General features: G+C 41.9%; 20 protein-coding genes, 2 tRNA genes and 3 rRNA genes. 1 reads left to right on the top strand and 24 read right to left on the bottom strand.

Going from position 1 to position 26,266, the window contains the following annotated elements; genetic code table 11:
* Positions 1-35: 35 nt before the first annotated feature.
* The 13 genes from EL081_RS02270 to EL081_RS02210 all read right to left on the bottom strand — a co-directional run bounded on the left by EL081_RS02270 (position 36) and on the right by EL081_RS02210 (position 10,643).
* Positions 36-806, bottom strand: a complete 771-nt coding sequence (locus tag EL081_RS02270) for an acetyl-CoA carboxylase carboxyl transferase subunit alpha (RefSeq protein WP_061564762.1) — start codon at positions 804-806, stop codon at positions 36-38.
* Positions 806-1,666 carry an acetyl-CoA carboxylase, carboxyltransferase subunit beta gene (gene accD / locus EL081_RS02265; protein ID WP_006597410.1) on the bottom strand — a complete coding sequence of 287 codons (861 nt, stop codon included), beginning with the start codon at positions 1,664-1,666 and terminating at the stop codon, positions 806-808. Before accD ends, EL081_RS02270 begins: the two co-directional genes overlap by 1 nt.
* Positions 1,667-1,754: 88 nt before the next feature.
* Positions 1,755-3,122 carry an acetyl-CoA carboxylase biotin carboxylase subunit gene (locus tag EL081_RS02260; protein WP_048715214.1) on the bottom strand — a complete coding sequence of 456 codons (1,368 nt, stop codon included), beginning with the start codon at positions 3,120-3,122 and terminating at the stop codon, positions 1,755-1,757.
* Between the two features lie 10 nt (positions 3,123-3,132).
* Positions 3,133-3,555, bottom strand: coding sequence for a 3-hydroxyacyl-ACP dehydratase FabZ (gene fabZ / locus EL081_RS02255; RefSeq protein ID WP_006596902.1), 423 nt, complete (start codon positions 3,553-3,555; stop codon positions 3,133-3,135).
* Entirely contained in the window at positions 3,552-4,040 is a 489-nt protein-coding gene (gene accB / locus EL081_RS02250) for an acetyl-CoA carboxylase biotin carboxyl carrier protein (RefSeq protein ID WP_061564759.1), read from the bottom strand. Before accB ends, fabZ begins: the two co-directional genes overlap by 4 nt.
* A gap of 1 nt (position 4,041) precedes the next feature.
* A complete protein-coding gene (gene fabF / locus EL081_RS02245) occupies positions 4,042-5,274 on the bottom strand; it encodes a beta-ketoacyl-ACP synthase II (protein WP_061564758.1) in 1,233 nt (410 codons plus the stop codon).
* A gap of 18 nt (positions 5,275-5,292) precedes the next feature.
* Positions 5,293-6,027: a 3-oxoacyl-[acyl-carrier-protein] reductase gene (gene fabG, locus EL081_RS02240; protein ID WP_048688768.1), complete on the bottom strand. Its 735-nt coding sequence runs from the start codon at positions 6,025-6,027 to the stop codon at positions 5,293-5,295.
* Positions 6,028-6,039: 12 nt separating this feature from the next.
* Entirely contained in the window at positions 6,040-6,960 is a 921-nt protein-coding gene (fabD, locus tag EL081_RS02235; protein WP_061564756.1) for an ACP S-malonyltransferase, read from the bottom strand.
* Between the two features lie 29 nt (positions 6,961-6,989).
* On the bottom strand, positions 6,990-7,955 hold the full coding sequence (gene fabK, locus EL081_RS02230; protein ID WP_048688761.1) for an enoyl-[acyl-carrier-protein] reductase FabK: 966 nt from the start codon (positions 7,953-7,955) through the stop codon (positions 6,990-6,992).
* Positions 7,956-8,065: 110 nt separating this feature from the next.
* On the bottom strand, positions 8,066-8,290 hold the full coding sequence (locus EL081_RS02225; protein WP_003003892.1) for an acyl carrier protein: 225 nt from the start codon (positions 8,288-8,290) through the stop codon (positions 8,066-8,068).
* 54 nt (positions 8,291-8,344) lie between these two features.
* On the bottom strand, positions 8,345-9,319 hold the full coding sequence (locus EL081_RS02220; RefSeq protein ID WP_126403808.1) for a beta-ketoacyl-ACP synthase III: 975 nt from the start codon (positions 9,317-9,319) through the stop codon (positions 8,345-8,347).
* A complete protein-coding gene (gene fabT / locus EL081_RS02215) occupies positions 9,319-9,753 on the bottom strand; it encodes a fatty acid biosynthesis transcriptional regulator FabT (RefSeq protein WP_006597415.1) in 435 nt (144 codons plus the stop codon). Before fabT ends, EL081_RS02220 begins: the two co-directional genes overlap by 1 nt.
* A gap of 98 nt (positions 9,754-9,851) precedes the next feature.
* On the bottom strand, positions 9,852-10,643 hold the full coding sequence (locus tag EL081_RS02210) for an enoyl-CoA hydratase (RefSeq protein ID WP_126403807.1): 792 nt from the start codon (positions 10,641-10,643) through the stop codon (positions 9,852-9,854).
* Between the two features lie 213 nt (positions 10,644-10,856).
* Between EL081_RS02210 and EL081_RS02205 the strand changes: the two genes are divergently transcribed.
* Positions 10,857-12,206 (top strand): aspartate kinase, encoded by a 1,350-nt coding sequence (locus EL081_RS02205; RefSeq protein ID WP_126403806.1) that lies wholly within the window; start codon positions 10,857-10,859, stop codon positions 12,204-12,206.
* Positions 12,207-12,277: 71 nt separating this feature from the next.
* On the opposite strand, the gene EL081_RS02200 is transcribed toward EL081_RS02205, so the two are convergent.
* The 11 genes from EL081_RS02200 to EL081_RS02145 all read right to left on the bottom strand — a co-directional run bounded on the left by EL081_RS02200 (position 12,278) and on the right by EL081_RS02145 (position 26,154).
* Positions 12,278-12,351, bottom strand: a tRNA-Asn gene (locus EL081_RS02200).
* A 5-nt stretch (positions 12,352-12,356) separates the two neighbouring features.
* Positions 12,357-12,472 (bottom strand): 5S ribosomal RNA (gene rrf, locus EL081_RS02195).
* 80 nt (positions 12,473-12,552) lie between these two features.
* A 23S ribosomal RNA gene (locus EL081_RS02190) occupies positions 12,553-15,452 on the bottom strand.
* A gap of 129 nt (positions 15,453-15,581) precedes the next feature.
* Positions 15,582-15,654 (bottom strand) — tRNA-Ala (locus EL081_RS02185).
* A gap of 53 nt (positions 15,655-15,707) precedes the next feature.
* Positions 15,708-17,256 (bottom strand): 16S ribosomal RNA (locus EL081_RS02180).
* Together the 16S, 23S and 5S rRNA genes with 2 tRNA genes alongside form the textbook arrangement of a ribosomal RNA operon.
* A 265-nt stretch (positions 17,257-17,521) precedes the next feature.
* Positions 17,522-18,445 carry an ATP-binding cassette domain-containing protein gene (locus EL081_RS02170; protein ID WP_048714745.1) on the bottom strand — a complete coding sequence of 308 codons (924 nt, stop codon included), beginning with the start codon at positions 18,443-18,445 and terminating at the stop codon, positions 17,522-17,524.
* Between the two features lie 9 nt (positions 18,446-18,454).
* The gene (locus tag EL081_RS02165; RefSeq protein WP_126403805.1) at positions 18,455-19,522 is read right to left on the bottom strand and encodes an ABC transporter ATP-binding protein; all 1,068 of its coding nucleotides are present in this window, start codon (positions 19,520-19,522) and stop codon (positions 18,455-18,457) included.
* A gap of 11 nt (positions 19,523-19,533) precedes the next feature.
* The gene (gene oppC, locus EL081_RS02160) at positions 19,534-20,460 is read right to left on the bottom strand and encodes an oligopeptide ABC transporter permease OppC (protein WP_048692005.1); all 927 of its coding nucleotides are present in this window, start codon (positions 20,458-20,460) and stop codon (positions 19,534-19,536) included.
* On the bottom strand, positions 20,460-21,959 hold the full coding sequence (locus EL081_RS02155; RefSeq protein WP_126403804.1) for an ABC transporter permease: 1,500 nt from the start codon (positions 21,957-21,959) through the stop codon (positions 20,460-20,462). The genes oppC and EL081_RS02155 overlap by 1 nt, the downstream gene beginning before the upstream one ends.
* Before the next feature lie 64 nt (positions 21,960-22,023).
* Positions 22,024-24,009 (bottom strand): peptide ABC transporter substrate-binding protein, encoded by a 1,986-nt coding sequence (locus EL081_RS02150; RefSeq protein WP_126403803.1) that lies wholly within the window; start codon positions 24,007-24,009, stop codon positions 22,024-22,026.
* A 180-nt stretch (positions 24,010-24,189) separates the two neighbouring features.
* Positions 24,190-26,154 (bottom strand): peptide ABC transporter substrate-binding protein, encoded by a 1,965-nt coding sequence (locus EL081_RS02145; RefSeq protein ID WP_126403802.1) that lies wholly within the window; start codon positions 26,152-26,154, stop codon positions 24,190-24,192.
* Between the last annotated feature and the right edge of the window lie 112 nt (positions 26,155-26,266).

The following is a 26,266-nucleotide window of genomic DNA, read 5'->3' as shown; positions in this document are numbered from 1 at the left end:
AAAAACTGAGTCTTGCAAATTGCAAGCTCAGTTTTTTAATATTTACGAAAACGTTGGTAACGTTGCTCTAGAAGTTCTTCGAGAGGCAAGGCTTGTAGCTCCTTCAATTCTGCTTGGATTTCCTTCTTCACTTGAGCTAGTAATTCGCCATTGGAAAAACCATGCTCCGGAATCACCTTGTCCACAATGTCCATATTCAACAACTCATGCGAAGTAATCTTCATCAATTCAGCTGCTTCCATGGCACGGCTTCCGTCTTTCCAAAGAATAGAAGCAAACCCTTCTGGACTCAAGACTGCATAGATGGAGTTCTCCAGCATCCAGACCTTATCTGCTACACCAAGAGCTAGGGCACCACCTGAGCCACCTTCTCCGATGATAATCGCGATAATCGGAACTTTTAAATCACTCATTTCCATGAGGTTGCGGGCAATAGCCTCACCCTGTCCCCGCTCTTCAGCACCAACACCCGGATATGCACCCGCAGTGTTGATGAAGGTTACTACTGGACGACCAAATTTCTCCGCCTGTTTCATCAAACGCAAGGCTTTTCGATAGCCTTCTGGGTGGGGTTGGCCAAAGTTTCGACTGAGGTTGTCCTGAAGATTCTTTCCTTTTTGAATCCCCACAACCGTTACCGCTTGATCCCCTAACCAGCCAATTCCGCCAATTACTGCACCGTCATCTCGGAAATTTCGATCTCCATGCAATTCGATAAAGTTATCAAAAATTCCATGAGCATAATCGAGAGCTGTCAAACGTCCTTGGTCACGAGCTTCTTTAATAATTTGTGTTATTCTTGTCATTACTTCCCTCCATGAAAGGCTAACAAGTCTGCGATTGTTGAACGCATTTCACTACGCTGGACAATCACATCCACAAAGCCATGCTCCTGCAAAAATTCAGCCTTTTGGAAATTATCCGGCAACTGTTCCCGTACGGTAGACTCGATCACTCTTCGACCTGCAAATCCCACAAGGGCTTGACTCTCTGCAATGATAATATCTCCTTCCATTGCAAATGACGCCGTTACCCCTCCTGTTGTTGGGTCTGTTAGAACTGTCAGATAAAATAAGCCTGCTTTTGAGTGTCTTTGAACAGCTGCAGAGATTTTAGCCATCTGCATCAAACTGACGATTCCTTCTTGCATCCGAGCTCCACCAGAAGCGGTAAAGAGCACAACTGGGAGCTTTTCTTCTGTCGCCAATTCAAATAGACGCGTAATCTTTTCACCGACCACAGAGCCCATAGAAGCCATGATGAAATTAGAATCCATAATACCGAGAGCCACTTGATGGCCCCCGATCTTTGCAGTTCCTGTTAGCACAGCTTCATCAAGTCCTGTCAATTCACGAACAGCCGCCAATTTCTTCTTGTAGTTTGGAAACTTAAGCGGGTCCTTGGTCTCAATACCCGTAAACAATTCAATAAAGCTTCCTGGATCAATTGTCAATTGAAGTCGCTCTACCGCAGATATTCGGAAGGTATAACCACACTTAGGACACAGACGTTCACTTCCTAGATCCTTTTGATAAATCGTATGTTTACAGCCCGGACACTGAGAAAACAACTCATCTGGAACCTCTGGTTTCGGCTGAGGTGCTTCAATGGCCGACCGATTGGGATTAATTCGAATGTACTTATCTTTTTTAGAAAATAAAGCCATCAACTTCTCCTTACTTGGTAAAAGAACTTTGTAATTGTGCCCGTTCATTCCTTGTGAAAATGAATCTCACATTTACAAAGTTCATTGCTTATTGATTTTTCTGATAATTTGGTAAAAATGTCTCCATCAGAAAGGCGGTATCGTAATCACCAGCAATCACATTCGAATCTGAAATCAAATCCAATTGGAAATCACTGTTAGTCATTACACCGTCAATTTCCAACTCATAGAGGGCGCGTTGCATCTTCATCAAGGCATCAAAACGATTCTCTCCATGGACAATGATTTTGGCAATCATACTATCGTAGTAAGGTGGAATCGTATAGCCAGGATAGACAGCAGAATCCACGCGCAAGCCGACTCCTCCACTTGGAAGATAGAGATTGGTGATTTTTCCTGGGCTAGGTGCAAAGTTAAAGGCAGGATTTTCTGCATTGATCCGGCATTCAATCGCATGGCCAGAAATTTGAATATCTTCTTGGCTTACAGACAATTCTTGCCCAGCAGCAATTTTAATTTGCTCTTTCACGATATCAATTCCAGTGACAAATTCTGTTACGGGATGCTCAACTTGAACCCGAGTATTCATCTCCATGAAGTAAAATTCGCCTTTACCTTCATCGTAAAGAAACTCGATTGTCCCAGCATTTTCATAGCCAACAGATTCTGCCGCGCGGACAGCTGCAGATCCGATTTGGTCTCGAATTGTCTTACCGATTGCTACGGATGGAGATTCTTCGAGGACTTTTTGGTTGTTTCTTTGAAGGGAACAATCCCGTTCACCCAAATGAACCACATGTCCAAATTGGTCAGCCAAAATTTGAACCTCAATATGACGAGCTGGGTAGATGACGCGTTCAAGGTACATAGCTCCATTGCCAAAGGCCGCCTTAGCTTCTGTCGAAGCAGATTCAAAAGCTGGAACTAGGTCCTCTGCCCGTTCTACTTTACGGATACCTTTACCGCCACCTCCAGCTGACGCCTTCAGCATAACAGGATAGCCAATCCGATCAGCAACTTCCAAGGCTTCTTCAGCTGTATGAACTTCACCATCTGATCCTGGAATCACAGGTACGCCTGCTTTGATCATTTGTGCTCGGGCATTAATTTTATCACCCATCATATCCATAACAGATCCTGATGGTCCAATAAACTTAATCCCTACTTCTTCACACATGGTGGCAAACTTCGAATTTTCACTCAAAAATCCAAATCCTGGGTGAATCGCTTCTGATCCAGTCAAGACAGCTGCAGATAAAACAGCATTCATGTTCAAATAAGATTCGGTTGACTTGGCAGGCCCAATACAAACTGCTTCATCCGCTAGTAAGGTATGCAAGGCTTCTTTATCAGCCGTTGAATAGACAGCGACTGTTTCAATTCCTAATTCACGAGCAGCTCGAATAATCCGGACCGCAATTTCACCACGATTCGCGATTAAAATTTTTCGGAACATAGAAACCTCCCTAGTTACCAATTGCAAATGTTAGGGTCCCGCTAGCAGCTAATTTCCCATCGACTTCCGCTTTTGCTTCCACGACCGCAATCGAACCACGACGCTTGACAAAGGTAGCCGTCATCACGAGCTGATCTCCCGGAACGACTTGTTTTTTAAATTTAACCTTATCCATTCCAGCGTAAAAGACTAATTTCCCTTTATTTTCTGGTTTGGATAATTCTAAGACACCGGCAGTTTGTGCCAAGGCTTCCATAATGAGGACACCTGGCATTACTGGGTAGCTTGGAAAGTGCCCATTAAAGAAGGGCTCATTGATCGTCACATTCTTAATGGCTACAATCGTATCCTCACTTGTTTCAAGGACGCGATCCACCAACAACATCGGATAGCGATGCGGAAGAGCCTCTTTAATAGCTTGAATATCGATCATTTAATCCGTACCAATCCTTTCCCAAACTCAACCATTTCTTCATTTGAAACAAGGATTTCAGTGACAATTCCATCCCTTGGTGCAGGAACTTCGTTCATAACTTTCATCGCTTCAATAATCAATAGGGTTTGGCCTTTTGAAACGCTATCACCAACCTGAACAAAAGCTGGTTTATCTGGACCTGAAGCTAAATAAGCTACACCAACAAGAGGACTTTCAACCACTTCCCCTTCTGCTGCTACTGCTGGACTTGCTTCAGGAGCTGGTGCTGAAGGAGCAACTGGTTCTTCTGCAAGAACAACAGGGCTCTCAACAGCAGGTGCCACTTCCTGAACTACAGGAGCTGGCGTAGCAGGTTGTGGGCTAGCTACACTGCCAGTATTTTTACTAAATGATAGCACATCAGTTGCATTTTGATAGCTAAATTCACGAAGACTAGATTGGTCAAATTGACTCATTAGGTCTTTAATCTCTTGAATATTCACTTTATCCCTCCCAACGTTTAAAGGCTAAGACAGCATTGTGTCCTCCAAATCCAAATGTATTGGAAATAGCATAGGAAATCGGACGTTCTTGCCCTTCACCAAAGATGACATTGGCTTCAATATAATCTGATAACTCTTGTGTTCCAGCAGTTTTTGGAACATATTGATGGCGAATTGCTTCAATCGTCGCAATAGCTTCAACTGCCCCTGCTGCTCCCAAGAGGTGACCTGTAAATGATTTTGTAGAAGATACTGGAACTTCTGTACCAAATACAGAAACGATTGCACCACTTTCTCCTTTTTCATTTGCTGGAGTAGAGGTACCATGAGCGTTGACATAATCAACTTGAGCTGGTTCAATTTCTGCCTCATCCAAAGCCAACTTCATTGCTTTAATAGCACCTTGACCTTCTGGATGTGGAGAAGTCATATGGTAAGCATCACAAGTATTTCCGTAGCCCACGACTTCAGCAAGAATGGTTGCACCACGTTTTTCAGCGTGTTCCAAACTTTCAAGTACCAACATTCCTGATCCTTCACCCATTACAAATCCATTCCGATCTTTATCAAATGGAATAGAAGCACGAGTTGGATCTTCTGTTGTTGAAAGAGCTGTCAAGGCTTGGAAACCGGCGATTGCAAATGGCGTAATAGAAGCTTCTGAACCACCAACCAACATCAAATCTTGGAAACCAAACTTAATAGCGCGGAAAGCATCTCCAATCGCATCATTGGAAGAGGCACAAGCAGTATTGATCGATTTACAAATTCCATTAGCTCCAAAACGCATGGCAACATTACCAGATGCCATATTTGGCAAAGCTTTTGGAAGGGTCATTGGTTTGACACGTTTTGGTCCTTTTTCATGCAAACGAATCACTTGATCTTCGATTTCTTTGATACCACCAATACCAGAAGCAACAATGACACCAAAACGATCTTTATCAATAGCTTCTACATCTAAACCTGCATGATTCACAGCTTCTTGAGCGGCATACAAGGCATACAAAGAGTAGTTGTCAAAGCGGTTTGTATCTTTCTTGATAAAGTACTTATCAAATGGGAAATCATGGATTTCAGCTGCATTATGAACAGCAAAGTCACTGTGGTCAAATTTTGTAATCGGACCAATTCCAATCTTTCCTTCTTTTAAACTATTCCAAAATTCTTCTGGAGTGTTTCCGATTGGAGATGTCAAGCCATAGCCTGTTACAACAACACGATTTAATTTCATTTCAAAACCTACCTCTTTTTATTGCATGGTTAAGCCACCATCAATTGCGATGACTTGCCCTGTTAGATATTCTTGAGTCGCAAGAAAGACTGCAACATCTGCCACTTCTTCTGTATTTCCAAATCGTTTCATTGGAATTTGAGCGAGAGACATTTCTTTAATTTTTTCAGGAAGTCCTTCTGTCATATCAGACTCAATGAAGCCCGGCGCAATGACATTGACACGGACATTTCTACCAGCTACTTCACGTGCTACAGATTTAGAAAAACCAATCAAACCAGCTTTTGAGGCTGCATAGTTGGCTTGTCCAACATTTCCTGTCAGACCGACAACACTCGACATGTTAATGATAGCACCTTCACGTGCTTTGGTCATCGGTTTTAAGACTGATTGTGTCATATTAAAAGCACCGGTCAAATTCACCTTCAAGACTTGCTCGAAATCTTCTTCCGTCAATTTCAACATGAGCTTATCATTGGTAATCCCAGCATTGTTGACAAGGATGTCTACTGAGCCAAGTGCTTCAATCGCTTCCGCGACCATTCGTTTCGCTTCCGCAGCTTGGGATACGTCCCCAGTAACGCCAACTACCTTCACACCGTATGAGGCAAATTCATCCACTAGGCCTGCTGGGAGCTCTCCACGACTATTTAAGACAATGTTGGCACCTTTTGACGCAAATTTATGCGCAATAGCCAATCCAATGCCTCGACTTGAGCCAGTAACAAATACATTTTTATTCTTTAGTTCCATAGTCACCTCATCTTATTCGTTCAGTAGGGCATCAAGACTGGCTTGATCCTCCACATTTTTCGTTGGAAGAGTTTTATCAATCTTTTTCAAGAAACCAGTCAAGACCTTACCTGGACCAATTTCAATCACTTCATCTACTCCAAACTCTTGAATCGTCGCAATCGAATCATAGAAACGAACGGGCTCCATCACTTGGCGAGCTAATAAAGCTTTGATTTCGTCTGATTTCATGATCTTTGCTTCTGTATTCCCAACCAAAGGCAAGCTAAAGTCCTTAAAAGTAACTTTTTCAAGTTCAGTCGCTAGTTTTTCACTAGCAGAAGCAAGTAAGGCCGTATGGAAAGGACCAGAGACATTCAGAGGAATCAACCGTTTTGCCCCTGCTTCTTGTAAGAGTTCAACTGCATAATCCACAGCTTCAACCTCTCCACCGATCACAATTTGGGCAGGAGTATTGTAGTTAGCTGGTGTTACAACTCCCTTTTCAGAAGCCTGTTGACAGATTTCTTCAATCAAGGCAGGATCAGTATTCATAACAGCTACCATTTTCCCGCTTCCAGCAGGCGCAGCTGTTTCCATAAATTCCCCTCGCTTAGCTACCAAGGCGACCGCTTCTTCAAAGGAAAGAGCGCCTGCAGCAACCAAAGCAGAATATTCTCCTAGGGAGAGACCAGCCACAATATCCGGTGTTATGCCATTTTCTGCCAATAGACGATAAATAGCTACAGAAGTTGTCAAAATAGCTGGTTGAGTATAGCGTGTTTGATTGAGTTTTTCTTCGTCAGAATCAATCAATTCACGCAAATCATAACCTAGAATACGACTAGCCGTATCATATGTTTCTTTGACAACGGGATAAGTTGCATACAAGTCACTAGCCATCCCCAATTTTTGGGCACCTTGACCAGCAAATAAGAAGGCACGTTTTGTCACTGTTCTCTTCCTTTCCTTAACCTTATCTGTTAGAATTTCACATCTGCCCAGCGAGCTGCTTCTTTCTGAATGACCTTAGCAGCTCCAAGATAGATATCTTCCAAGATTTCAGCACAGGTTTCTTCTTTACTTACGAGACCTGCAATTTGTCCTGCCATCACAGATCCATTATCAACGTCTCCGTCAACAACAGCATTGCGAAGAGCACCTGCTCCTAATTCTTCAATTTCTTCTTGAGTCTTCTTACCTGCCAAGAAATCTTTTTCAGCTTGGTTATAGGCAGAAGCCAATTTATTCTTAATCGCACGAACTGGGTGGCCAACAACTGACGCAGACACCACTGTATCAATGTCCTTAGCTTTCAAGATTTTATTCTTAAAGTTTTGGTGAGCATTTGATTCTTTAGCAACGACAAATCGTGTTCCCACTTGAACAGCATCTGCTCCAAGCATGAAGACTGCAGCCGCTCCTGCACCATCTGCAACACCACCAGCACCGATAACTGGAATAGAAACAGCTTCGACCACTTGGCGAACCAAGGTCATGGTCGTCAATTTACCAATATGACCTCCTGCTTCCATTCCTTCAGCAATGACAGCATCCGCACCTAGTTTTTCCATCCGTTTTGCTAAAGCTACTGAAGGTACAACCGGAATAACGGTAATGCCTGCTTCATGGAAACGATCCATGTATTTCCCAGGATTCCCTGCACCAGTGGTAACCACTTTAACCCCTTCTTCGATAACTAAGTCAACGATGTCATCTGCAAAAGGAGAGAGGAGCATGATATTGACTCCAAAAGGTTTGTCAGTAATGGATTTGACGCGATCAATATTCGCTTTGACAACTTCTTTAGGTGCATTTCCTCCACCGATGATCCCAAGACCACCCGCATTAGATACAGCTCCAGCAAGATCTCCATCTGCTACCCAAGCCATACCACCTTGGAAAATTGGATATTTAATGTTTAATAATTCAGTAATTCGTGTTTGCATAGTACCTTCCTCATTTTCGCTTAAGTAATAGTTTGAAAGCGGTTCTTTGCTTTGAGCGTCAAACTATTACCTAAACAAGAGAGAATATCTTTCGATACTCTCATCCATTATTATTTAGTTTTTTCTTCTACGTAAGCAACAAGGTCACCTACAGTAGACAATCCTTCTTCAGTTTCAATTTGAATGTCGAATGCATCTTCAATTTCTGAAATCACTTGGAACAAATCCAATGAATCAGCTTCAAGATCTTCAAAAGTAGACTCAAGAGTTACTTCTGATGGTTCTTTACCAAGTTCTTCAACGATAATTTCTTGTACTTTTTCAAATACTGCCATGATTGGCCTCCTTAAAATAATAAAAATTTTTAAAATGTGTTTCCACATGTTTAACTAGATTGTAACAAGAAGTGAGCCCCATGTCAAACCTCCACCAAATCCTGACAGAAGAATTATTTGACTTCCATCCAATTTGATTAGTCCTTGGTCGACACACTCCGATAATAAAATTGGAATACTTGCAGCACTGGTGTTGCCATATTCCATCATATTTGCAGGAAGTTTTTCCCGATCAACCCCGATTTTCTTAGCCATTTTATCTAAGATACGGTCATTTGCTTGGTGCAGAAGAAAAAAATCAATCTCTTCAACAGGCACTGGAGCATCTGCTAACGTATTTTTAATACTCTTAGCCACATCCCGAATGGCAAAATCAAAGACTGCTCTCCCATCCATTGACAAATATTTTTTATCTTCTTCCTTATCAGAATATGGTGAAGATAAACCAACAGATGATGATTGAAGAACTTCTCCACGGGAACCGTCTGAAAACAGACTTTCTGCTAAAAAAGTTTGTTGCTCGGATGCTTCCAGTAAAACACCGCCAGCACCATCCCCAAATAAGACTGCTGTTGTCCGATCTTCCCAATCGATCACTTTCGATAAGGTTTCACTTCCGATAACGATTCCTCGTTTGTACTGGCCAGAGCGAATAAACTTTTCAGCAGTCGCAAGCGCAAATACAAATCCACTACAAGCAGCGGTCAAATCAAAAACAAAGGCTTTTGAGGCACCAATTTTAGCTTGAACACGAGCAGCTGTAGATGGCATCATGGAATCGGGCGAAATCGTAGCAACAAAGATAAAATCCAACTGATCCGCTTGTAAACCACTTTTTTCAAGCAAGCGACGAGCCACTTCCGTAGCTAAATCGCTGGTTGATTCTGATTGAGAAATATGACGCTTCCGAATTCCTGTCCGACTAGCAATCCACTCATCACTGGTATCCATCCGTTCAGAAAGATCCTGATTGGAAATCACTTGGCTTGGCGCATAATGGGCTACCTGACTAATTTTTGCAAAAGTCATTATTTCAACTCCTCCAAGAAACGATAAAGGTTCTGCAACCCTTTTTGCATCACTTTCCGTTCATCTGGAGACATCCCATCGATAATTTGATTGACCATCCGCTTGTGAAATTGTTGGTGAAGCCGATACAAGAGTTTTCCTCTTTTGGTCAAACTCAAATGGACAACCCGACGATCAACTTCAGATCTGGTTCGTTCAATATAACCTTTTCGTTCAAGGTTATTTAAACTGGTTGTGACTGTACCTAACGTAACCATTAACGAACGCGAAATATCACTTGGAGTTGCGTTTGGTGTTGAGCCGATGACATCTATTGTGTGCATTTCCTTAATAGAAACATCATTAAATCGACTGCTACGTAAACTAGTTTCTTCGATGACTAAAACGTTGTTAAAAATGGATGTAAGGTAATCATTTACTAGTTGAAAATTCAAAAACCACACCCCCTATTCATTACTTTGATAATCGAATTTTATCAAAATTCAAACCAAATAGCAAGTCTCAAGAACAAAAACATAAAAATTTTACGTTTTTATTTTCCTATAAATTTTGGACGTCGACGTTCTGAATAGGCAATAACTCCCTCTTTAAAGTCTTCTTTTAAAGATAGATTTCTTTGCAATCTCAACTCAATTTCAGCATAGCGATCCCAGTCAGTCAGCATGCTAGACCAGGCCAACTCTTTAATCGCAGCAAAAGAATTGTCTGAGCTACGTCTTAACTTTATGAGAAGTTGGTTAACAGTCTTGTCTAATTTATCTACTTCAGAAACCTTATACACAACGCCATATTCCAGAGCCTTTTCAGCACCTAATGGTTCACCGGTCATCGCTAACTGAGTTGCTCTACTCAAACCAATGGCTCTTCCTAAAAGGAAAAGACCACCAGCATCCGGAGCTAAACCTACTCCAACAAAGGCTTGAATAAACTTGGCTTTATCAGAAGCAATACAAAAATCTGCCGCTACTGCCATATTAGCAGTTGCTCCTGCAACCGCACCATCTGCAACCATAATCACAGGTTTTGGAAGTTGCTTCATTTTTTTAGAGATTTGATTAACCAATTCCGCAATTTGCGTTAACGAATCGATATCATCGGCATCGACAGCCCGCTTCATCTCTGCTAAATCACCTCCAACCGAAAAAACCTTACCGACTGCTTTAAATAAAATAAAACGAATATCTGGATTCTTCTCAGCTAATTCTAATGCTTCAAGGATTTCCTGACACATTGGAATGTTAAAACCATTTGAAACCTCAGGTCTATTTAAAATAATAGATGCGAGATCCTCTTCTACAGAATATATAATCGTTTCGAACACCATAAGCCACCCCTTTACTAATTAGCTGTTCAAATTGTTTGATAGTTGAACTTATTTATTTTTATATTATTTTAGCACAACTACTTTGAGAAGTAAATTACATTTTCATAACAAAGTGTCTCAGCCGAAAGACTTGCTTGATAGCAGTGCTGTTTTAGATTGTAACCAAGCCTTATCTTTGGTATAATTTAAAGTAAGTTTTGTAAAGGAGTCCACATGAAAGTAGTTAAATTTGGTGGTAGTTCGTTAGCATCTGCTACCCAGCTAGAAAAAGTATTCAATATTGTTAAAGAAGATGAAACCCGTCAATACGTGGTCGTTTCTGCACCAGGGAAACGCAATGCTGAAGACACAAAAGTTACCGATGCCCTTATCAAGTATTATAAAGAATATACCAACGGAAAAGATACTAGTCAAAGTCAAGAATGGATTATTAATCGCTATCGTTCTATTACAGAGGATTTAGAGTTAAACGAGGAAATTATCGAAGAAATTGCTAGAGATATCATGTCCCTTGCAACACTTCCCAAATCCGATAACACCTTCTTATATGATACCTTCTTAGCAGCTGGAGAAAACAACAATGCGAAACTAATTGCAGCTTACTTTGTTAAAAAGGGCTTAGAAGCAAAATATATCCATCCAAAAGATGCAGGTATCTTTGTAACAAGTGAACCTTGTAATGCTCGCATTCTGCCTTCTAGTTACGATAAGATTGAAGAACTCAGAAACCATAATGAAATTTTAGTGATCCCTGGATTCTTTGGAATTACTAAAGAAGACCAAGTATGTACTTTTTCAAGAGGTGGTTCTGATATTACAGGATCAATTATTGCAGCCGGAGTTAAAGCAGATCTCTACGAAAACTTTACGGACGTCGATGGTATTTTTGCAGCTCACCCAGGGATTATTAAACACCCACATTCTATTCCTGAACTAACCTATAAAGAGATGCGGGAATTAGCCTATGCTGGCTTTAGTGTCCTCCATGATGAAGCACTTGTTCCTGCATATCGTGGAAAAATTCCAATGGTGATTAAGAATACCAACAATCCAAAACATCCAGGTACCAAGATTGTACTGAACCATACCAATGAGAATGTAAAAGTTGTTGGAATTGCAGGAGACTCAGGATTTGTCAGCATTAATACCACCAAATACCTGATGAATAGAGAAGTCGGTTTTGGTAGAAAATTATTACAAATTTTAGAAGATTTGAATATTAGTTGGGATCACATGCCAACAGGAATTGACGACCTATCAGTCATTCTTCGGTCAAAAGAATTAACCCCAATTAAGGAACAAGAAATTTTAAAACATTTAATCCAAGATTTACAGGTGGACTATGCCGAAATTGAGCATGATCTTTCCATTATCATGATAGTAGGAGAGAATATGAAAAATCAAATTGGTGTAACAGCAACAGCTACAAAGGCTTTATCAGAAAACAACATTAATATCCAAATGATTTCTCAAGGATCCAGCGAAGTTTCCATCATGTTTGTAGTCAATCAAGAACAAGAAAAACAGGCAATTAAAGCTCTATACAATGTTTTCTTTAACTAAGAAAAAAAGGTTCGATAGAACCTTTTTTTTAATGTACTCATAAAAAGAAAAAAAACCCTTTCGGGTACTGACTCCGCCAGTAGGACTCGAACCTACGACATCATGATTAACAGTCATGCGCTACTACCAACTGAGCTATGGCGGAAAAAAGCTAAGCGACTACCATATCTCACAGGGGGCAACCCCCAACTACTTCCGGCGTTCTAGGGCTTAACTTCTGTGTTCGGCATGGGTACAGGTGTATCTCCTAGGCTATCGTCACTTAACTCTGAATGATGAACATTCAAAATTGAATACCTATATTCTAACAAAAATCTAACCAGCTGTAAATATCCTCAGTTACTTTTTGGATAAGTCCTCGAGCTATTAGTATTAGTCCGCTCCATTGCTCACACAACTTCCACTCCTAACCTATCTACCTGATCTTCTCTCAGGGCTCTTACTAACATATTGTTATGGGAAATCTCATCTTGAGGTGGGTTTCACACTTAGATGCTTTCAGCGTTTATCCCTTCCCTACATAGCTACCCAGCGATGCCTCTGGCGAGACAACTGGTACACCAGCGGTAAGTCCACTCTGGTCCTCTCGTACTAGGAGCAGATCCTCTCAAATTTCCTACGCCCGCGACGGATAGGGACCGAACTGTCTCACGACGTTCTGAACCCAGCTCGCGTGCCGCTTTAATGGGCGAACAGCCCAACCCTTGGGACCGACTACAGCCCCAGGATGCGACGAGCCGACATCGAGGTGCCAAACCTCCCCGTCGATGTGAACTCTTGGGGGAGATAAGCCTGTTATCCCCAGGGTAGCTTTTATCCGTTGAGCGATGGCCCTTCCATACGGAACCACCGGATCACTAAGCCCGACTTTCGTCCCTGCTCGAGTTGTAGCTCTCGCAGTCAAGCTCCCTTATACCTTTACACTCTGCGAATGATTTCCAACCATTCTGAGGGAACCTTTGGGCGCCTCCGTTACCTTTTAGGAGGCGACCGCCCCAGTCAAACTGCCCGTCAGACACTGTCTCCGATAGGGATCACCTATCCGGGTTAGAGTGGCCATAACACAAGGGTAGTATCCCAACATCGCCTCCATCGAAACTGGCGTCCCGATCTCTATGGCTCCTACCTATCCTGTACATGTGGCACAGACACTCAATATCAAACTGCAGTAAAGCTCCATGGGGTCTTTCCGTCCTGTCGCGGGTAACCTGCATCTTCACAGGTACTAAAATTTCACCGAGTCTCTCGTTGAGACAGTGCCCAAATCATTACGCCTTTCGTGCGGGTCGGAACTTACCCGACAAGGAATTTCGCTACCTTAGGACCGTTATAGTTACGGCCGCCGTTTACTGGGGCTTCAATTCATACCTTCGCTTACGCTAAGCACTCCTCTTAACCTTCCAGCACCGGGCAGGCGTCACCCCCTATACATCATCTTACGATTTAGCAGAGAGCTGTGTTTTTGATAAACAGTTGCTTGGGCCTATTCACTGCGGCTGACCTAAGTCAGCACCCCTTCTCCCGAAGTTACGGGGTCATTTTGCCGAGTTCCTTAACGAGAGTTCTCTCGCTCACCTGAGGCTACTCGCCTCGACTACCTGTGTCGGTTTGCGGTACGGGTAGAGTATGTTTAAACGCTAGAAGCTTTTCTTGGCAGTGTGACATCACTAACTTCGCTACTAAACTTCGCTCCCCATCACAGCTCAATGTTATAGAACTAAGCATTTAACTCAATTCACACCTCACTGCTTAGACGTGCACTTCCAATCGCACGCTTTAGTTAGCCTACTGCGTCCCTCCATCACTACATACTCTAGTACAGGAATATCAACCTGTTGTCCATCGGATACACCTTTCGGTCTCTCCTTAGGTCCCGACTAACCCAGGGCGGACGAGCCTTCCCCTGGAAACCTTAGTCTTACGGTGGACAGGATTCTCACCTGTCTTTCGCTACTCATACCGGCATTCTCACTTCTATGCGTTCCAGCACTCCTCACGGTATACCTTCTTCACACATAGAACGCTCTCCTACCATACCATTAAAGGTATCCACAGCTTCGGTAAATTGTTTTAGCCCCGGTACATTTTCGGCGCAGGGTCACTCGACTAGTGAGCTATTACGCACTCTTTGAATGAATAGCTGCTTCTAAGCTAACATCCTAGTTGTCTGTGCAACCCCACATCCTTTTCCACTTAACAATTATTTTGGGACCTTAGCTGGTGGTCTGGGCTGTTTCCCTTTCGACTACGGATCTTAGCACTCGCAGTCTGACTGCCGACCATAATTCATTGGCATTCGGAGTTTATCTGAGATTGGTAATCCGGGATGGACCCCTCACCCAAACAGTGCTCTACCTCCAAGAATCTTAATGTCGACGCTAGCCCTAAAGCTATTTCGGAGAGAACCAGCTATCTCCAAGTTCGTTTGGAATTTCTCCGCTACCCACAAGTCATCCAAGCACTTTTCAACGTGCCCTGGTTCGGTCCTCCAGTGCGTTTTACCGCACCTTCAACCTGCTCATGGGTAGGTCACATGGTTTCGGGTCTACGACATAATACTAAAGCGCCCTATTCAGACTCGGTTTCCCTGCGGCTCCGTCTCTTCAACTTAACCTCGCATCATATCGTAACTCGCCGGTTCATTCTACAAAAGGCACGCTCTCACCCATTAACGGGCTCGAACTTGTTGTAGGCACACGGTTTCAGGTTCTATTTCACTCCCCTCCCGGGGTGCTTTTCACCTTTCCCTCACGGTACTGGTTCACTATCGGTCACTAGGGAGTATTTAGGGTTGGGAGATGGTCCTCCCAGATTCCGACGAGATTCCACGTGTCTCGCCGTACTCAGGATACTGCTAGGTATAAAGACTATTTAAAATACGAGGCTGTTACTCTCTTTGGCCTACCTTCCCAGGTAGTTCTTCTATAATCTTTAAGTCCACATTGCAGTCCTACAACCCCGAAGAGTAAACTCTTCGGTTTGCCCTCCTGCCGTTTCGCTCGCCGCTACTAAGGCAATCGCTTTTGCTTTCTCTTCCTGCAGCTACTTAGATGTTTCAGTTCACTGCGTCTTCCTCCTCATATCCTTAACAGATATGGGTAACAGGTATCACCTGCTGGGTTCCCCCATTCGGACACCCCCGGATCTAAGCTTACTTACAGCTCCCCGAGGCATTTCGTCGTTTGTCACGTCCTTCTTCGGCTCCTAGTGCCAAGGCATCCACCGTGCGCCCTTATTAACTTAACCTTATTAACCTAATTTCTTAAAAAATTAGAAAACTCATTAAATATTCACAGCGTTTTCGGTTTATTTTCTTGTTACTATTTGATATAGATATTCAATTTTCAATGTTCATCCTTGGTGATCTCTCACCAATGGAGCCTAGCGGGATCGAACCGCTGACCTCCTGCGTGCAAAGCAGGCGCTCTCCCAGCTGAGCTAAGGCCCCACAAGACCTCTCAAAACTAAACAAGACGAACGTGCAGGTTTCCTTATCCTTAGAAAGGAGGTGATCCAGCCGCACCTTCCGATACGGCTACCTTGTTACGACTTCACCCCAATCATCTATCCCACCTTAGGCGGCTGGCTCCTAAAAGGTTACCTCACCGACTTCGGGTGTTACAAACTCTCGTGGTGTGACGGGCGGTGTGTACAAGGCCCGGGAACGTATTCACCGCGGCGTGCTGATCCGCGATTACTAGCGATTCCGACTTCATGTAGGCGAGTTGCAGCCTACAATCCGAACTGAGACTGGCTTTAAGAGATTAGCTTGCCGTCACCGACTTGCGACTCGTTGTACCAGCCATTGTAGCACGTGTGTAGCCCAGGTCATAAGGGGCATGATGATTTGACGTCATCCCCACCTTCCTCCGGTTTATTACCGGCAGTCTCGCTAGAGTGCCCAACTGAATGATGGCAACTAACAATAGGGGTTGCGCTCGTTGCGGGACTTAACCCAACATCTCACGACACGAGCTGACGACAACCATGCACCACCTGTCACCTCTGTCCCGAAGGAAAGCTCTATCTCTAGAGCGGTCAGAGGGATGTCAAGACCTGGTAAGGTTCTTCGCGTTGCTTCGAATTAAACCACATGCTCCACCGCTTGTGCGGGCCCCCGTCAATTCCTTTGAGTTTCAACCTTGCGGTCGTACTCCCCAGGCGGAGTGCTTAATGCGTTAGCTGCGGCACTGAGTCCCGGAAAGGACCCAACACCTAGCACTCATCGTTTACGGCGTGGACTACCAGGGTATCTAATCCTGTTTGCTCCCCACGCTTTCGAGCCTCAGCGTCAGTTACAGACCAGAGAGCCGCTTTCGCCACCGGTGTTCCTCCATATATCTACGCATTTCACCGCTACACATGGAATTCCACTCTCCCCTTCTGCACTCAAGTTAAACAGTTTCCAAAGCGTACTATGGTTAAGCCACAGCCTTTAACTTCAGACTTATCTAACCGCCTGCGCTCGCTTTACGCCCAATAAATCCGGATAACGCTCGGGACCTACGTATTACCGCGGCTGCTGGCACGTAGTTAGCCGTCCCTTTCTGGTAAGATACCGTCACAGTGTGAACTTTCCACTCTCACACTCGTTCTTCTCTTACAACAGAGCTTTACGATCCGAAAACCTTCTTCACTCACGCGGCGTTGCTCGGTCAGACTTCCGTCCATTGCCGAAGATTCCCTACTGCTGCCTCCCGTAGGAGTCTGGGCCGTGTCTCAGTCCCAGTGTGGCCGATCACCCTCTCAGGTCGGCTATGTATCGTCGCCTTGGTGAGCCGTTACCTCACCAACTAGCTAATACAACGCAGGTCCATCTGGTAGTGGAGCAATTGCCCCTTTCAAATAGTTGTCATGCAACATCTACTGTTATGCGGTATTAGCTATCGTTTCCAATAGTTATCCCCCGCTACCAGGCAGGTTACCTACGCGTTACTCACCCGTTCGCAACTCATCCGGAAAGAGCAAGCTCCTTCCTTCAGCGTTCTACTTGCATGTATTAGGCACGCCGCCAGCGTTCATCCTGAGCCAGGATCAAACTCTCATTAAAATAATTGTTTGTCTTAAACTCATTCTGTCACTGACAGATTTATTGTTTTTTTATTGTTCAGTTACTATAACTTCCGTTATAGCGCCCTGCACATTGGTTCGTCTTGTTCAGTTTTCAAAGGTCTTTGTCGCTCTCGCGCGACAACTATATTAGTATATCACGACCAAAACTACTTGTCAATATCTTTTTTCTATTTTTTTAAAAAAAGTTTTTCTTTTTAAAAAAAATAGAAAACGAGAAGTGTATTCTTCTCGTTTTCTTATGATTATACAAGTTCTTTATATTTTTTCTGTTCTGCTTTATTTGCCCAAACGTAATGTCCTGGCTTGATTTCAACCATTTCTGGTTTGTCAGTTGAATAATCATGCTGATCAGGATCATAAACTTTCAGAACTTTTTTGCGTTCTAAGATTGGATCTGGAATTGGAACTGCAGATAGTAGAGATTGTGTATAAGGATGGATTGGATTGTTAAACAATTCTTCCGTTTCAGCTACTTCAACAATAACCCCTTTGTAAATAACCGCAATACGATCAGAGATAAATCGAACTACTGAAAGATCGTGTGCGATAAAGAGATAGGTCAAGCCTAATTCTTTTTGGAATTTCTTCAGGAGATTCAATACTTGTGCACGAACTGATACGTCTAGGGCAGAAATTGGTTCATCTGCGATAACAAATTCTGGTTCCATTACCAGGGCACGAGCAATCCCAATCCGCTGGCGTTGTCCACCAGAGAATTCATGGGGATAGCGAGTTAAATGCTCTGCTAGAAGCCCTACTTCATGCATAATTTCTTTTACTTTACGCACTCGGTCTTCTTCATTTTCAAATAGGTGATAATTGTACAAACCTTCTGAAATAATGTAGTCAACTGTTGCACGCTCGTTCAAGCTAGCTGCTGGGTCTTGGAAGATCATTTGAATTTTTCGGATTAATTCATTTTCATCCTTGCGAGATTGCTTCCCATTGATTTTTTTGCCATCATATAAAATGTCACCTGCACTAGTGTCATTCAAACCAATGATTGCTCGACCAATTGTGGTCTTCCCACTACCAGACTCACCAACAAGGGAAAATGTTTCCCCTTTATTGATAAAGAAATTTGCATTCTTTACAGCTACAAACTTTTTACTTCCTTCACCGAAGGAAATTTCTAGATCTTTAACTTCTATTAATTTTTCTGTCATTTCCTTCTCCTAGTCCTTGATTGTAGTGAATCCCATTTTCGCGCTAATCTTTTCATGCAGATTATCAATAATTTCTGGTTTATTGACTTTTGGTGCATCTTCATGCAAGAGCCATGTTTTAGCCCAATGTGTATCTGAAACATTGAAAACTGGTGGGTGTTCCTCAAAATCAATTTGCATGGCATAGTCTGAGCGCAATGCAAAGGCATCACCCTTCACTGGTGAATACAATGATGGAGGAGTACCTGGGATAGAATATAAATCACCATTAGATGTAGACAACTGTGGCAAACTTGAAAGAAGACTCCAGGTATAAGGATGTCTTGGGTCATAGAAGATTTCTTCTACTTTACCAAATTCTACAATTTCACCAGCATACATTACGGCAACCTTATCTGCAATACTTGCCACCACACCTAAATCATGGGTGATAAAGATTGTTGTAAAGTTATATTCTTTTTGCAATGATTTCAACAAGTCAATGATCTGGGCTTGAATGGTTACGTCGAGGGCTGTTGTAGGCTCATCACAGATCAAGATATCAGGACGACAAGCAAGCGCAATAGCAATAACAATCCGTTGGCGCATCCCACCTGAATATTGGAAAGGATATTCATCAAAGCGACGTTCTGCTTCTGGGATTCCAACCTTTTCCATATAATCAATGGCCATCTCTCTGGCTTCTTTGGCACTCTTGCCTTGGTGTTTAATAATAACTTCCGTAATTTGTGATCCAATTGTATTAATCGGGTCCAAACTGGTCATCGGATCTTGGAAGATCGTTGCAATTTTTGCACCGCGGATATCTTCCCAATCTTTGTTTGACTTGAGTTCTGTTAATTCTTGTCCGCGATAATTAATAGTACCATTGGCTATCCGTCCGTTGTCTTCTAACATTCCTGTGAAGGTTTTTGTCAAAACAGATTTACCAGAACCTGATTCACCAACAAGTGCCATGACTTCACCTTCAACAAGGTCTAAGGACACATTGCGAATGGCTGTTAAGACACGATCCCGAACATCAAATTCTACTACGATATCGCGAGCAGATAAGATTACATTTTTATCATTTGTCATACCTACTCCTCCTATCTATGTGTACGTGGATCGCTGGCATCTGCAAGGTTTTGTCCAACGATATAGAATGACAAGGATACCAAGACTAAGACTGTCAATGGAATCCAGAAAAGATACGCATTGGTTGTTACGTTTTGTGAGTAATCTGAAATCAGACGACCTAAACTTGGAACTGTAATTGGCAATCCCAATCCAAAGAAGGAAAGGAAGGCTTCAGTTGAAATGAAGGCTGGCAACAACTGTGTAGTTGTCGTCACAATGACAGATACCAACTGTGGCAAGATATTTTTTGTCACGATTTTTAGAGTTGGAGTACCCAAAGTACGGCTGGCCAAGTTGTACTCTAAATCACGGTAACGCATAATTTGAACACGGATAGAATAAGCAATCCCAATCCATCCTGTTACCGTCATCGCCAAAATCAAGTTCCAGAAACCAGCACCGATTGAGTAAGTCAAGACAATAACAATTAACATGAATGGAACGTTTGAAATAACGTTGTAAACTTCCATCATGAAGCGGTCGATTGATTTTGATACACCCCAAATCCCACCAATCACAACACCAATCACAACATTGATCAAGGTAGCAATAAAGGAGATGATAATCGAATTGCGGGCACCAAACCAAACTCCATCAAACAAGGATTTACCATTGTTATCCGTACCGAAGAAGGCCTTGGCACTTGGAGGATTCAAACGAGCAGTGAAGTCATTTACTTTACTTACATCATTGTAATCAAAGTTTGAAAACATTGGATAGACAAAACTCATCAAGAGAATGCCAACCAAAACTGCTAACATGAAAATAGTTGATTTCTTTTTAAAAAATTGACGAAATACTGACTTCCAGTAGGAGTACGACGGCGCATCAATTGTTTCAGAGGCAAAGTCGTCACGTTCAACAAATTGGAATTTCTTTTTATCAATTGTAGACATTATTTGCCTCCTTTCTTAGTTGTCAATTTGATACGAGGGTCTACCATAACCATGAGAATATCACCGGCCATTGCTCCAAATACAGCAAGAACAGTAAAGATAAAGACAAGACCCACTACCATGGTGTTATTCGAAGCCTTAATGGAATCGATCAACATTTTACCCATACCAGGGAAGGCAAAGACGGTTTCTGTCAAGGTTGCCCCTGAAATAACCAAGACCAATTGAACAGGAATACCGGTAACAATTGGAACCATGGCATTCTTGAAGATATGCTTGCGTGAAATTTCTTTTTCAGAAAGTCCTTTAGCACGTGCAAAACGGACAAAGTCTTGTGAGTGCAAGTCAATCATATAACGGCGAATCCAAATAGCCAAACCAGGCGCGCTCAAAAGTCCCAAGATCACAGAAGGAAGAACATACGATCTCCAATCCTGAGCTCCTAAAACCGGGAAGGAATCTGGGAGACCGATTGTTGAACCAACCAAGCGGACGATGTAGACCAAGGCAATCGTTGGAAGAGCCATCATCAATGTCAAGACAGCTGTTGAGGCACTATCAAACCATGTGTTCTTCAACAAGGCCATGTATGATCCCAATGGAATTGCAATCAAGTAAGCAATTGCAATCCCGATCAAGCCGATAATAGAAGAGCTCACAATCATGGATGGATTTTCATAGTTACTCAAAGTTGCTGTATAAGCATCTCCTTCACCAAAGCGGGCAATATCTTGAGCATCTGCCTTGCTTGGTGATTTGTAAGTACGTGAGTAGATATTGATAGAAGATTCTTTTTTCCCTGTTGGGAAGTTTACTTCACTCTTCTTGGTAGTTCCTTGTCCTTGTGTAATAACCTGAAGAACTGGCGTATTTGAATAAGTTGGATAAGATTCACCCAAGTTTAACGATACAAAATTTTGATGAATGAACGGGAATTGACCATTGAAATACAAAAGATATTTATGTTTAGTCCCCGAACCAACTACTGACCAACCAATAGCTGGATCATTTTCAATGCGAATATAGCGTTCAAGTTTTGGATTTGAAGCATCTTTGATGACATTTGGATGATCAATCTGAATCAGATTGCCGTAGAATCCAATAACACGTTCAAAGACAGGGACTTCACGAGTTGCGTAAAAGCCTTTGTTTTCAGGGAATCGTTTCAATACCCAGCCATTTCCAAGATTAGAAATGTACTTTTTGTAGATCTTTTCGTTTTCTTTAGTAGGCTCTACAGTTACTGATGAGTCTTCCTTGCTTGCTTTTTCTTTCAAAGCTTTTGAATCAAGATATTCTATATACCCCATACGATCATAGACTGTGTTTTCATAATTGATTTTAGAATCCTTAGTCTTTGCAATCTTATTGTAGTTAGGGTCGTTTTTGAAAATTAAATTTCTTGGGGTTAGCGTATAAATAATTGTATACGTCAATGTCGTAACCAAAAAGATCGACACCAACGAACGTAAAATACGCATAAATATATATTTTTTCATATTCCGTTCCTTTAATGTTCAAAAGAACTTTCTCCCCTATTAGAGAAAGTTCTGATGAAGGTGATTATTTAACGTGTTTTTCTAGTTCTTGCTGAGCTTTTTTATTTGAATCAGCTTTTTCTTTCAACCATTTTTCACGTGCTTGATCATATTGTTTTTTAGTGACAGGTTCATCTTGAACTTCAACATATTTGAAATAAGTTGATCCTTTGTTACCTGTTTGTGATGAAGGTCCAGAGAATGGAACTACTTTTGAAACAACTGTTCCAGCACCTGAACTTGTCATAGTTGGAATCACTAATGCACTATCTGTTAACCAAGCTTGAGCTGCTGCAAATTTGTTGTAACGAGTCACTACATCTTGCGTTTCTTTTTCTGCATCATCAAGCAATTTCGCAAATTCATCTAAACCGACTGCTTTAGCAGAAGCATTATCGACACCACCAGCAAATCCAAGGTAAGTCTTAGTTTGGTCTGGTGAAGATGGTTGCAAGGTGTCAAGGTAAGTAGATGGATCATCGTAGTCTGGATTCCATCCTACAAGCCCTTGAAGATCCCAGTCAGTTTCTGCAGCTGATGGTACGTTCAATGTAATGTTCAAGACTTCATCTTGGTCCATCATTTGAAGGTCCACAACAACGTTTTCTGTACCAAGTGTTTCTTCAACTGATTGTTTGAAGGATTGCATCCGTGACACAAAGTTTGTTGAGTTTTGTGCAACTGGAACATCCAAGTGGATTGGGAATTGAACACCTTCTTTTTGGAGTTCAGCTTTTGCTTTTTCAAATTGAGCTTTTGCTTTTTCCTTGCTATAGAGGCCGTTTTGACCGTCTGCAAGATTCACACCGCTCCATTGATCTCCATATGTTTGCAACTTGTCTGCTACTACATCCCCAAAGTCTTTACCGTTTACTTGAACAAAGGCAGGTGCAGTGTACATGTTTCGAATAGCAGCCTTAGCGTATTCTTTACCATTGACTTGCGCTGAATAATTTTCGCGGTTCAAGGCAAATGTGATCGCTTGACGGAAATTCTTGTTTAAGATCGCTTTCTTAGTAGAAGATTTCTGATCATCTGACGTCTTAGAAGTATGGTTGTATGCTTGACGGTCAATGTTGAAACCAAAGACTGCTACACCAGCTCCAGGTTGTGTGTTGTAGATATTGTCTTTGTATTTCTTTTCAACAGACGCAAAGTTTGAACTTGCTGGGAAGAGACGAGCAACTGTGTACGATCCATCACTAAAGCCACGCGCCAATGAATCTTGATCTGATCCATCATAATAAGAGAATTTGATCTTGTCGATATGAACGTTGTCTTTATCCCAGTAATCTTCGTTCTTCTCAAAAGTGATTTCTGATTTAGAAGTGATTGATTTCAAAAGGAATGGACCATTGAACAAGATTGATTTGACATTACCTGGTTGACCAAATTCATCACCCTTGCTCTTCAAGAATTCTGTACTAATTGGGAAAAGAACCCCATTAGTTGTTTTTGAATTCCAGAAAGTTTCTGGTTGATTCAAGGTGTATTCAAGCGTATAATCATCTACTGCTTTGACCCCAACCTCAGAGAAGTCTGAAATTTTTCCTTCTGAGTAGTCTTTCAATCCTTTGATTGAGTCTTTCACCAATGGAAGAGATTCTGATTTCTTGTCTGCCGCATGCTTCAATCCAGTAACAAAGTCATGTGCTGTTACTTCACCATGCTCTTCGCCGTCAGCATCATACCATTTAACACCCTTACGGATTTTGTAAGTATAAGTCAAACCGTCTTTTGAAACAGACCAATCTTCAGCAATAGATGGTACAAGGTTTCCGTATTTGTCGTTTTCCAACAAACCATCTACACCGTTTGTTGTAATATCGTGTACGGAAGCTTTTGAAGATACAGTGTAATCCAAAGTTGTTGGATCATCTGTATAAACATAGCCATATGTTGTATCTTTTTTTGATGCAGACTTGCTATCTTTTGAGCCAGAACATGCTGCAAGGAAAGTTGCTGCGAGTAATGTTACTCCGGCAAATGCAAAAACTTTACTTTTTTTCATTTTGAGTCTCCATTTTATTGAATTTAGATAGAATTATAGCATAAGTGAGAAAAAAAGTAAACTAAATTTTCTGAATATTTGGCAAGTGAAAGGAGCCACTAAGCGGAGGACTGTCTAAAAAATCAATCCTTTTTAGTGGCTCCTTCCCCTACATAAACTTATGCGTTCTCACTATCCCAGCTATTTAGATTCGATGTGGTTCTTTAATTCTTCTTGGGCTTTTTTATTGGATTCAGCCTTTTCTTTCAACCATTTTTCTTTACTTGCATCGTAATCCTTTGTCTTGATGACTTCTTCTGAAAGTTCAAGATATTTATAGTTGGTTCCTGTACCTTTTGTTCCAACCCATGAAGCTGCACGACTATACGGAACAGTCCGTTGCAACATTGGCGTTCCACCATTTGAAACAGTTGGCAAGATCAAAGAACTATCGGTTAGCCATGCTTGAGCGGCTGCGTATTTCTCATAGCGTACAGCTTGATCACTCACTTCTGCATTGGCATCTTTTAAGAGCTCTGCATACTTACCAAAGTCAACTGCTGAAATAGCAGGGCTGTTCGAACCTGCATCCACACCTAGATAGTAGAAAACAGAACCGTTAACAGGACTTAAACTCTCCAAATAAGTAGATGGATCTTGGTAGTCTGGCACCCATCCTCCGCCTGCAAGATCATAATCTTTCTCAGCAGCAGTATCTGTGAAATAGGTAATGTTGTTAAAGTCATCATCAGATAATTTCTGAATATCTACGACAACATTGTCTGCACCAAGAACAGCTTCTACGGATTGTTTGAAGGAGCTAGCTTGTTGCACCTGGCTGTTATCTGTCTGACTGACAACGTAATCCAGATGAATTGGGAATTGTACCCCTTCTTTTTGCAGTTGTTCTTTAGCTTTTGCAAATTCAGCCTTGGCTTTTTCTTGATTGTAGAGCGTGGTTTGGGCATCATCTAGATTTACATCTTTCCACTCATCCCCATAGGTCACCAATTGTTTCTCGACAACCTTACCGAACTCTTCGCCATTTACTTGAACAAAAGTCGGTGGAACCAAGGTATTCCGAAGAATCTTGGTCGCTGCATCTGCACCAGATGTTTGAGCTGCATAGGCTTCACGGTCAAAGGCAAAGTTGACGGCTTGACGGAAATCCTTGTTTAAAATCGCTTGTTTTGTAGACGATTTTTGAGCATCTGTCGTTTTGGCTGTATGGTTATACTTCTGACGATCAATATTGAAGCCTAGGTAGTAAGATGTACCATATTGAACACCATAAACAATATTATCACCAAATTTCTTTTTCACACTCTTATAAGTAGAGCTATTTGGCATTACTGTCGCAAATGAATATTGACCATTTTCGAATTTCTTGATGACCGATTCTGGATCTGATCCGTCATTGTAGGTCAACTTCACATTATCAATATGAACATTCTTTTCATCATAGTATTCTTTATTTTTTACAAGTTCAATTTGAGATTTTGAAGTTAAATTCTTCAAATAATAGGGACCGTTATAGAGAATACTACTTGGTTTTAAAGAACCAAAGTCTTTTCCTTGAGATTCTAAGAAAGCTGCGTTAACTGGGAAAAGGACGCCTGATGTCGTCTTAGAATTCCAAAAGCTTTCTGGGCGTTCCAAGGTATATTGAACGGTGTAATCATCTAGGGCTTTCACGCCAACTGTCTTGAAATCTGTTGTTTCACCCTTGGCATAGGCATCCAAACCTTTAATGGAGTTTTGGATTAAGAAGAGACCTTCTGATTTTGATTCCACAGCATGTTTGATTCCTGTCACAAAATCGTGAGCTGTTACAGCACCATACTCTTCCCCTTCACTGGTGTACCATTTAGCATCTTTTCGAAGTTTATAAGTATAGACCAAGCCATCTTCTGAAACTGTCCAGTCTTCTGCCAAACTTGGGATTAAATTTCCATATTTATCATTTTCTAACAAACCATCAACAAGGTTACTTGTAATATCAGACGTCGTTGTACGAGTCGATGCAATGTAGTCCAATGTATTTGGATCTGTTGAATAAATATAAGAATAAGTAGATTGATTGCTGCTTCCACCACCGCAGGCTGTCAATAGAAGAGCGCTGGCTAGAGAAACACCGGCCAGTACGAACCGTTTATTTACTTTCATCACTATCTCCTTATGTTAGGTTTTCTACCATTATACACTATTTCTTCCATTTTACCAACTATCTTTCAAATTTGCCTATGACCTTCGAGTCCTAAGAGAGCAAAAATAGGAT

Source organism: Streptococcus viridans, assembly GCF_900636365.1.
In the GTDB taxonomy this organism is placed as follows: domain Bacteria; phylum Bacillota; class Bacilli; order Lactobacillales; family Streptococcaceae; genus Streptococcus; species Streptococcus viridans_A.
The sequence above is the reverse complement of the archived record's forward strand: the minus strand, read 5'-3'. Positions and strand labels throughout refer to the sequence as shown.

What these genes read in the sequence shown, in the direction of transcription:
- EL081_RS02270 (WP_061564762.1), bottom strand. Translation starts at nt 806, where the DNA reads ATGACAAGAATAACACAAATTATTAAAGAAGCTCGTGACCAAGGACGT.
- accD (WP_006597410.1), bottom strand. Translation starts at nt 1,666, where the DNA reads ATGGCTTTATTTTCTAAAAAAGATAAGTACATTCGAATTAATCCCAAT.
- EL081_RS02260 (WP_048715214.1), bottom strand. Translation starts at nt 3,122, where the DNA reads ATGTTCCGAAAAATTTTAATCGCGAATCGTGGTGAAATTGCGGTCCGG.
- fabZ (WP_006596902.1), bottom strand. Translation starts at nt 3,555, where the DNA reads ATGATCGATATTCAAGCTATTAAAGAGGCTCTTCCGCATCGCTATCCG.
- fabF (WP_061564758.1), bottom strand. Translation starts at nt 5,274, where the DNA reads ATGAAATTAAATCGTGTTGTTGTAACAGGCTATGGCTTGACATCTCCA.
- fabG (WP_048688768.1), bottom strand. Translation starts at nt 6,027, where the DNA reads ATGGAACTAAAGAATAAAAATGTATTTGTTACTGGCTCAAGTCGAGGC.
- fabK (WP_048688761.1), bottom strand. Translation starts at nt 7,955, where the DNA reads ATGCAAACACGAATTACTGAATTATTAAACATTAAATATCCAATTTTC.
- EL081_RS02225 (WP_003003892.1), bottom strand. Translation starts at nt 8,290, where the DNA reads ATGGCAGTATTTGAAAAAGTACAAGAAATTATCGTTGAAGAACTTGGT.
- EL081_RS02220 (WP_126403808.1), bottom strand. Translation starts at nt 9,319, where the DNA reads ATGACTTTTGCAAAAATTAGTCAGGTAGCCCATTATGCGCCAAGCCAA.
- EL081_RS02210 (WP_126403807.1), bottom strand. Translation starts at nt 10,643, where the DNA reads ATGGTGTTCGAAACGATTATATATTCTGTAGAAGAGGATCTCGCATCT.
- EL081_RS02205 (WP_126403806.1), top strand. Translation starts at nt 10,857, where the DNA reads ATGAAAGTAGTTAAATTTGGTGGTAGTTCGTTAGCATCTGCTACCCAG.
- EL081_RS02170 (WP_048714745.1), bottom strand. Translation starts at nt 18,445, where the DNA reads ATGACAGAAAAATTAATAGAAGTTAAAGATCTAGAAATTTCCTTCGGT.
- EL081_RS02165 (WP_126403805.1), bottom strand. Translation starts at nt 19,522, where the DNA reads ATGACAAATGATAAAAATGTAATCTTATCTGCTCGCGATATCGTAGTA.
- oppC (WP_048692005.1), bottom strand. Translation starts at nt 20,460, where the DNA reads ATGTCTACAATTGATAAAAAGAAATTCCAATTTGTTGAACGTGACGAC.
- EL081_RS02155 (WP_126403804.1), bottom strand. Translation starts at nt 21,959, where the DNA reads ATGAAAAAATATATATTTATGCGTATTTTACGTTCGTTGGTGTCGATC.
- EL081_RS02150 (WP_126403803.1), bottom strand. Translation starts at nt 24,009, where the DNA reads ATGAAAAAAAGTAAAGTTTTTGCATTTGCCGGAGTAACATTACTCGCA.
- EL081_RS02145 (WP_126403802.1), bottom strand. Translation starts at nt 26,154, where the DNA reads ATGAAAGTAAATAAACGGTTCGTACTGGCCGGTGTTTCTCTAGCCAGC.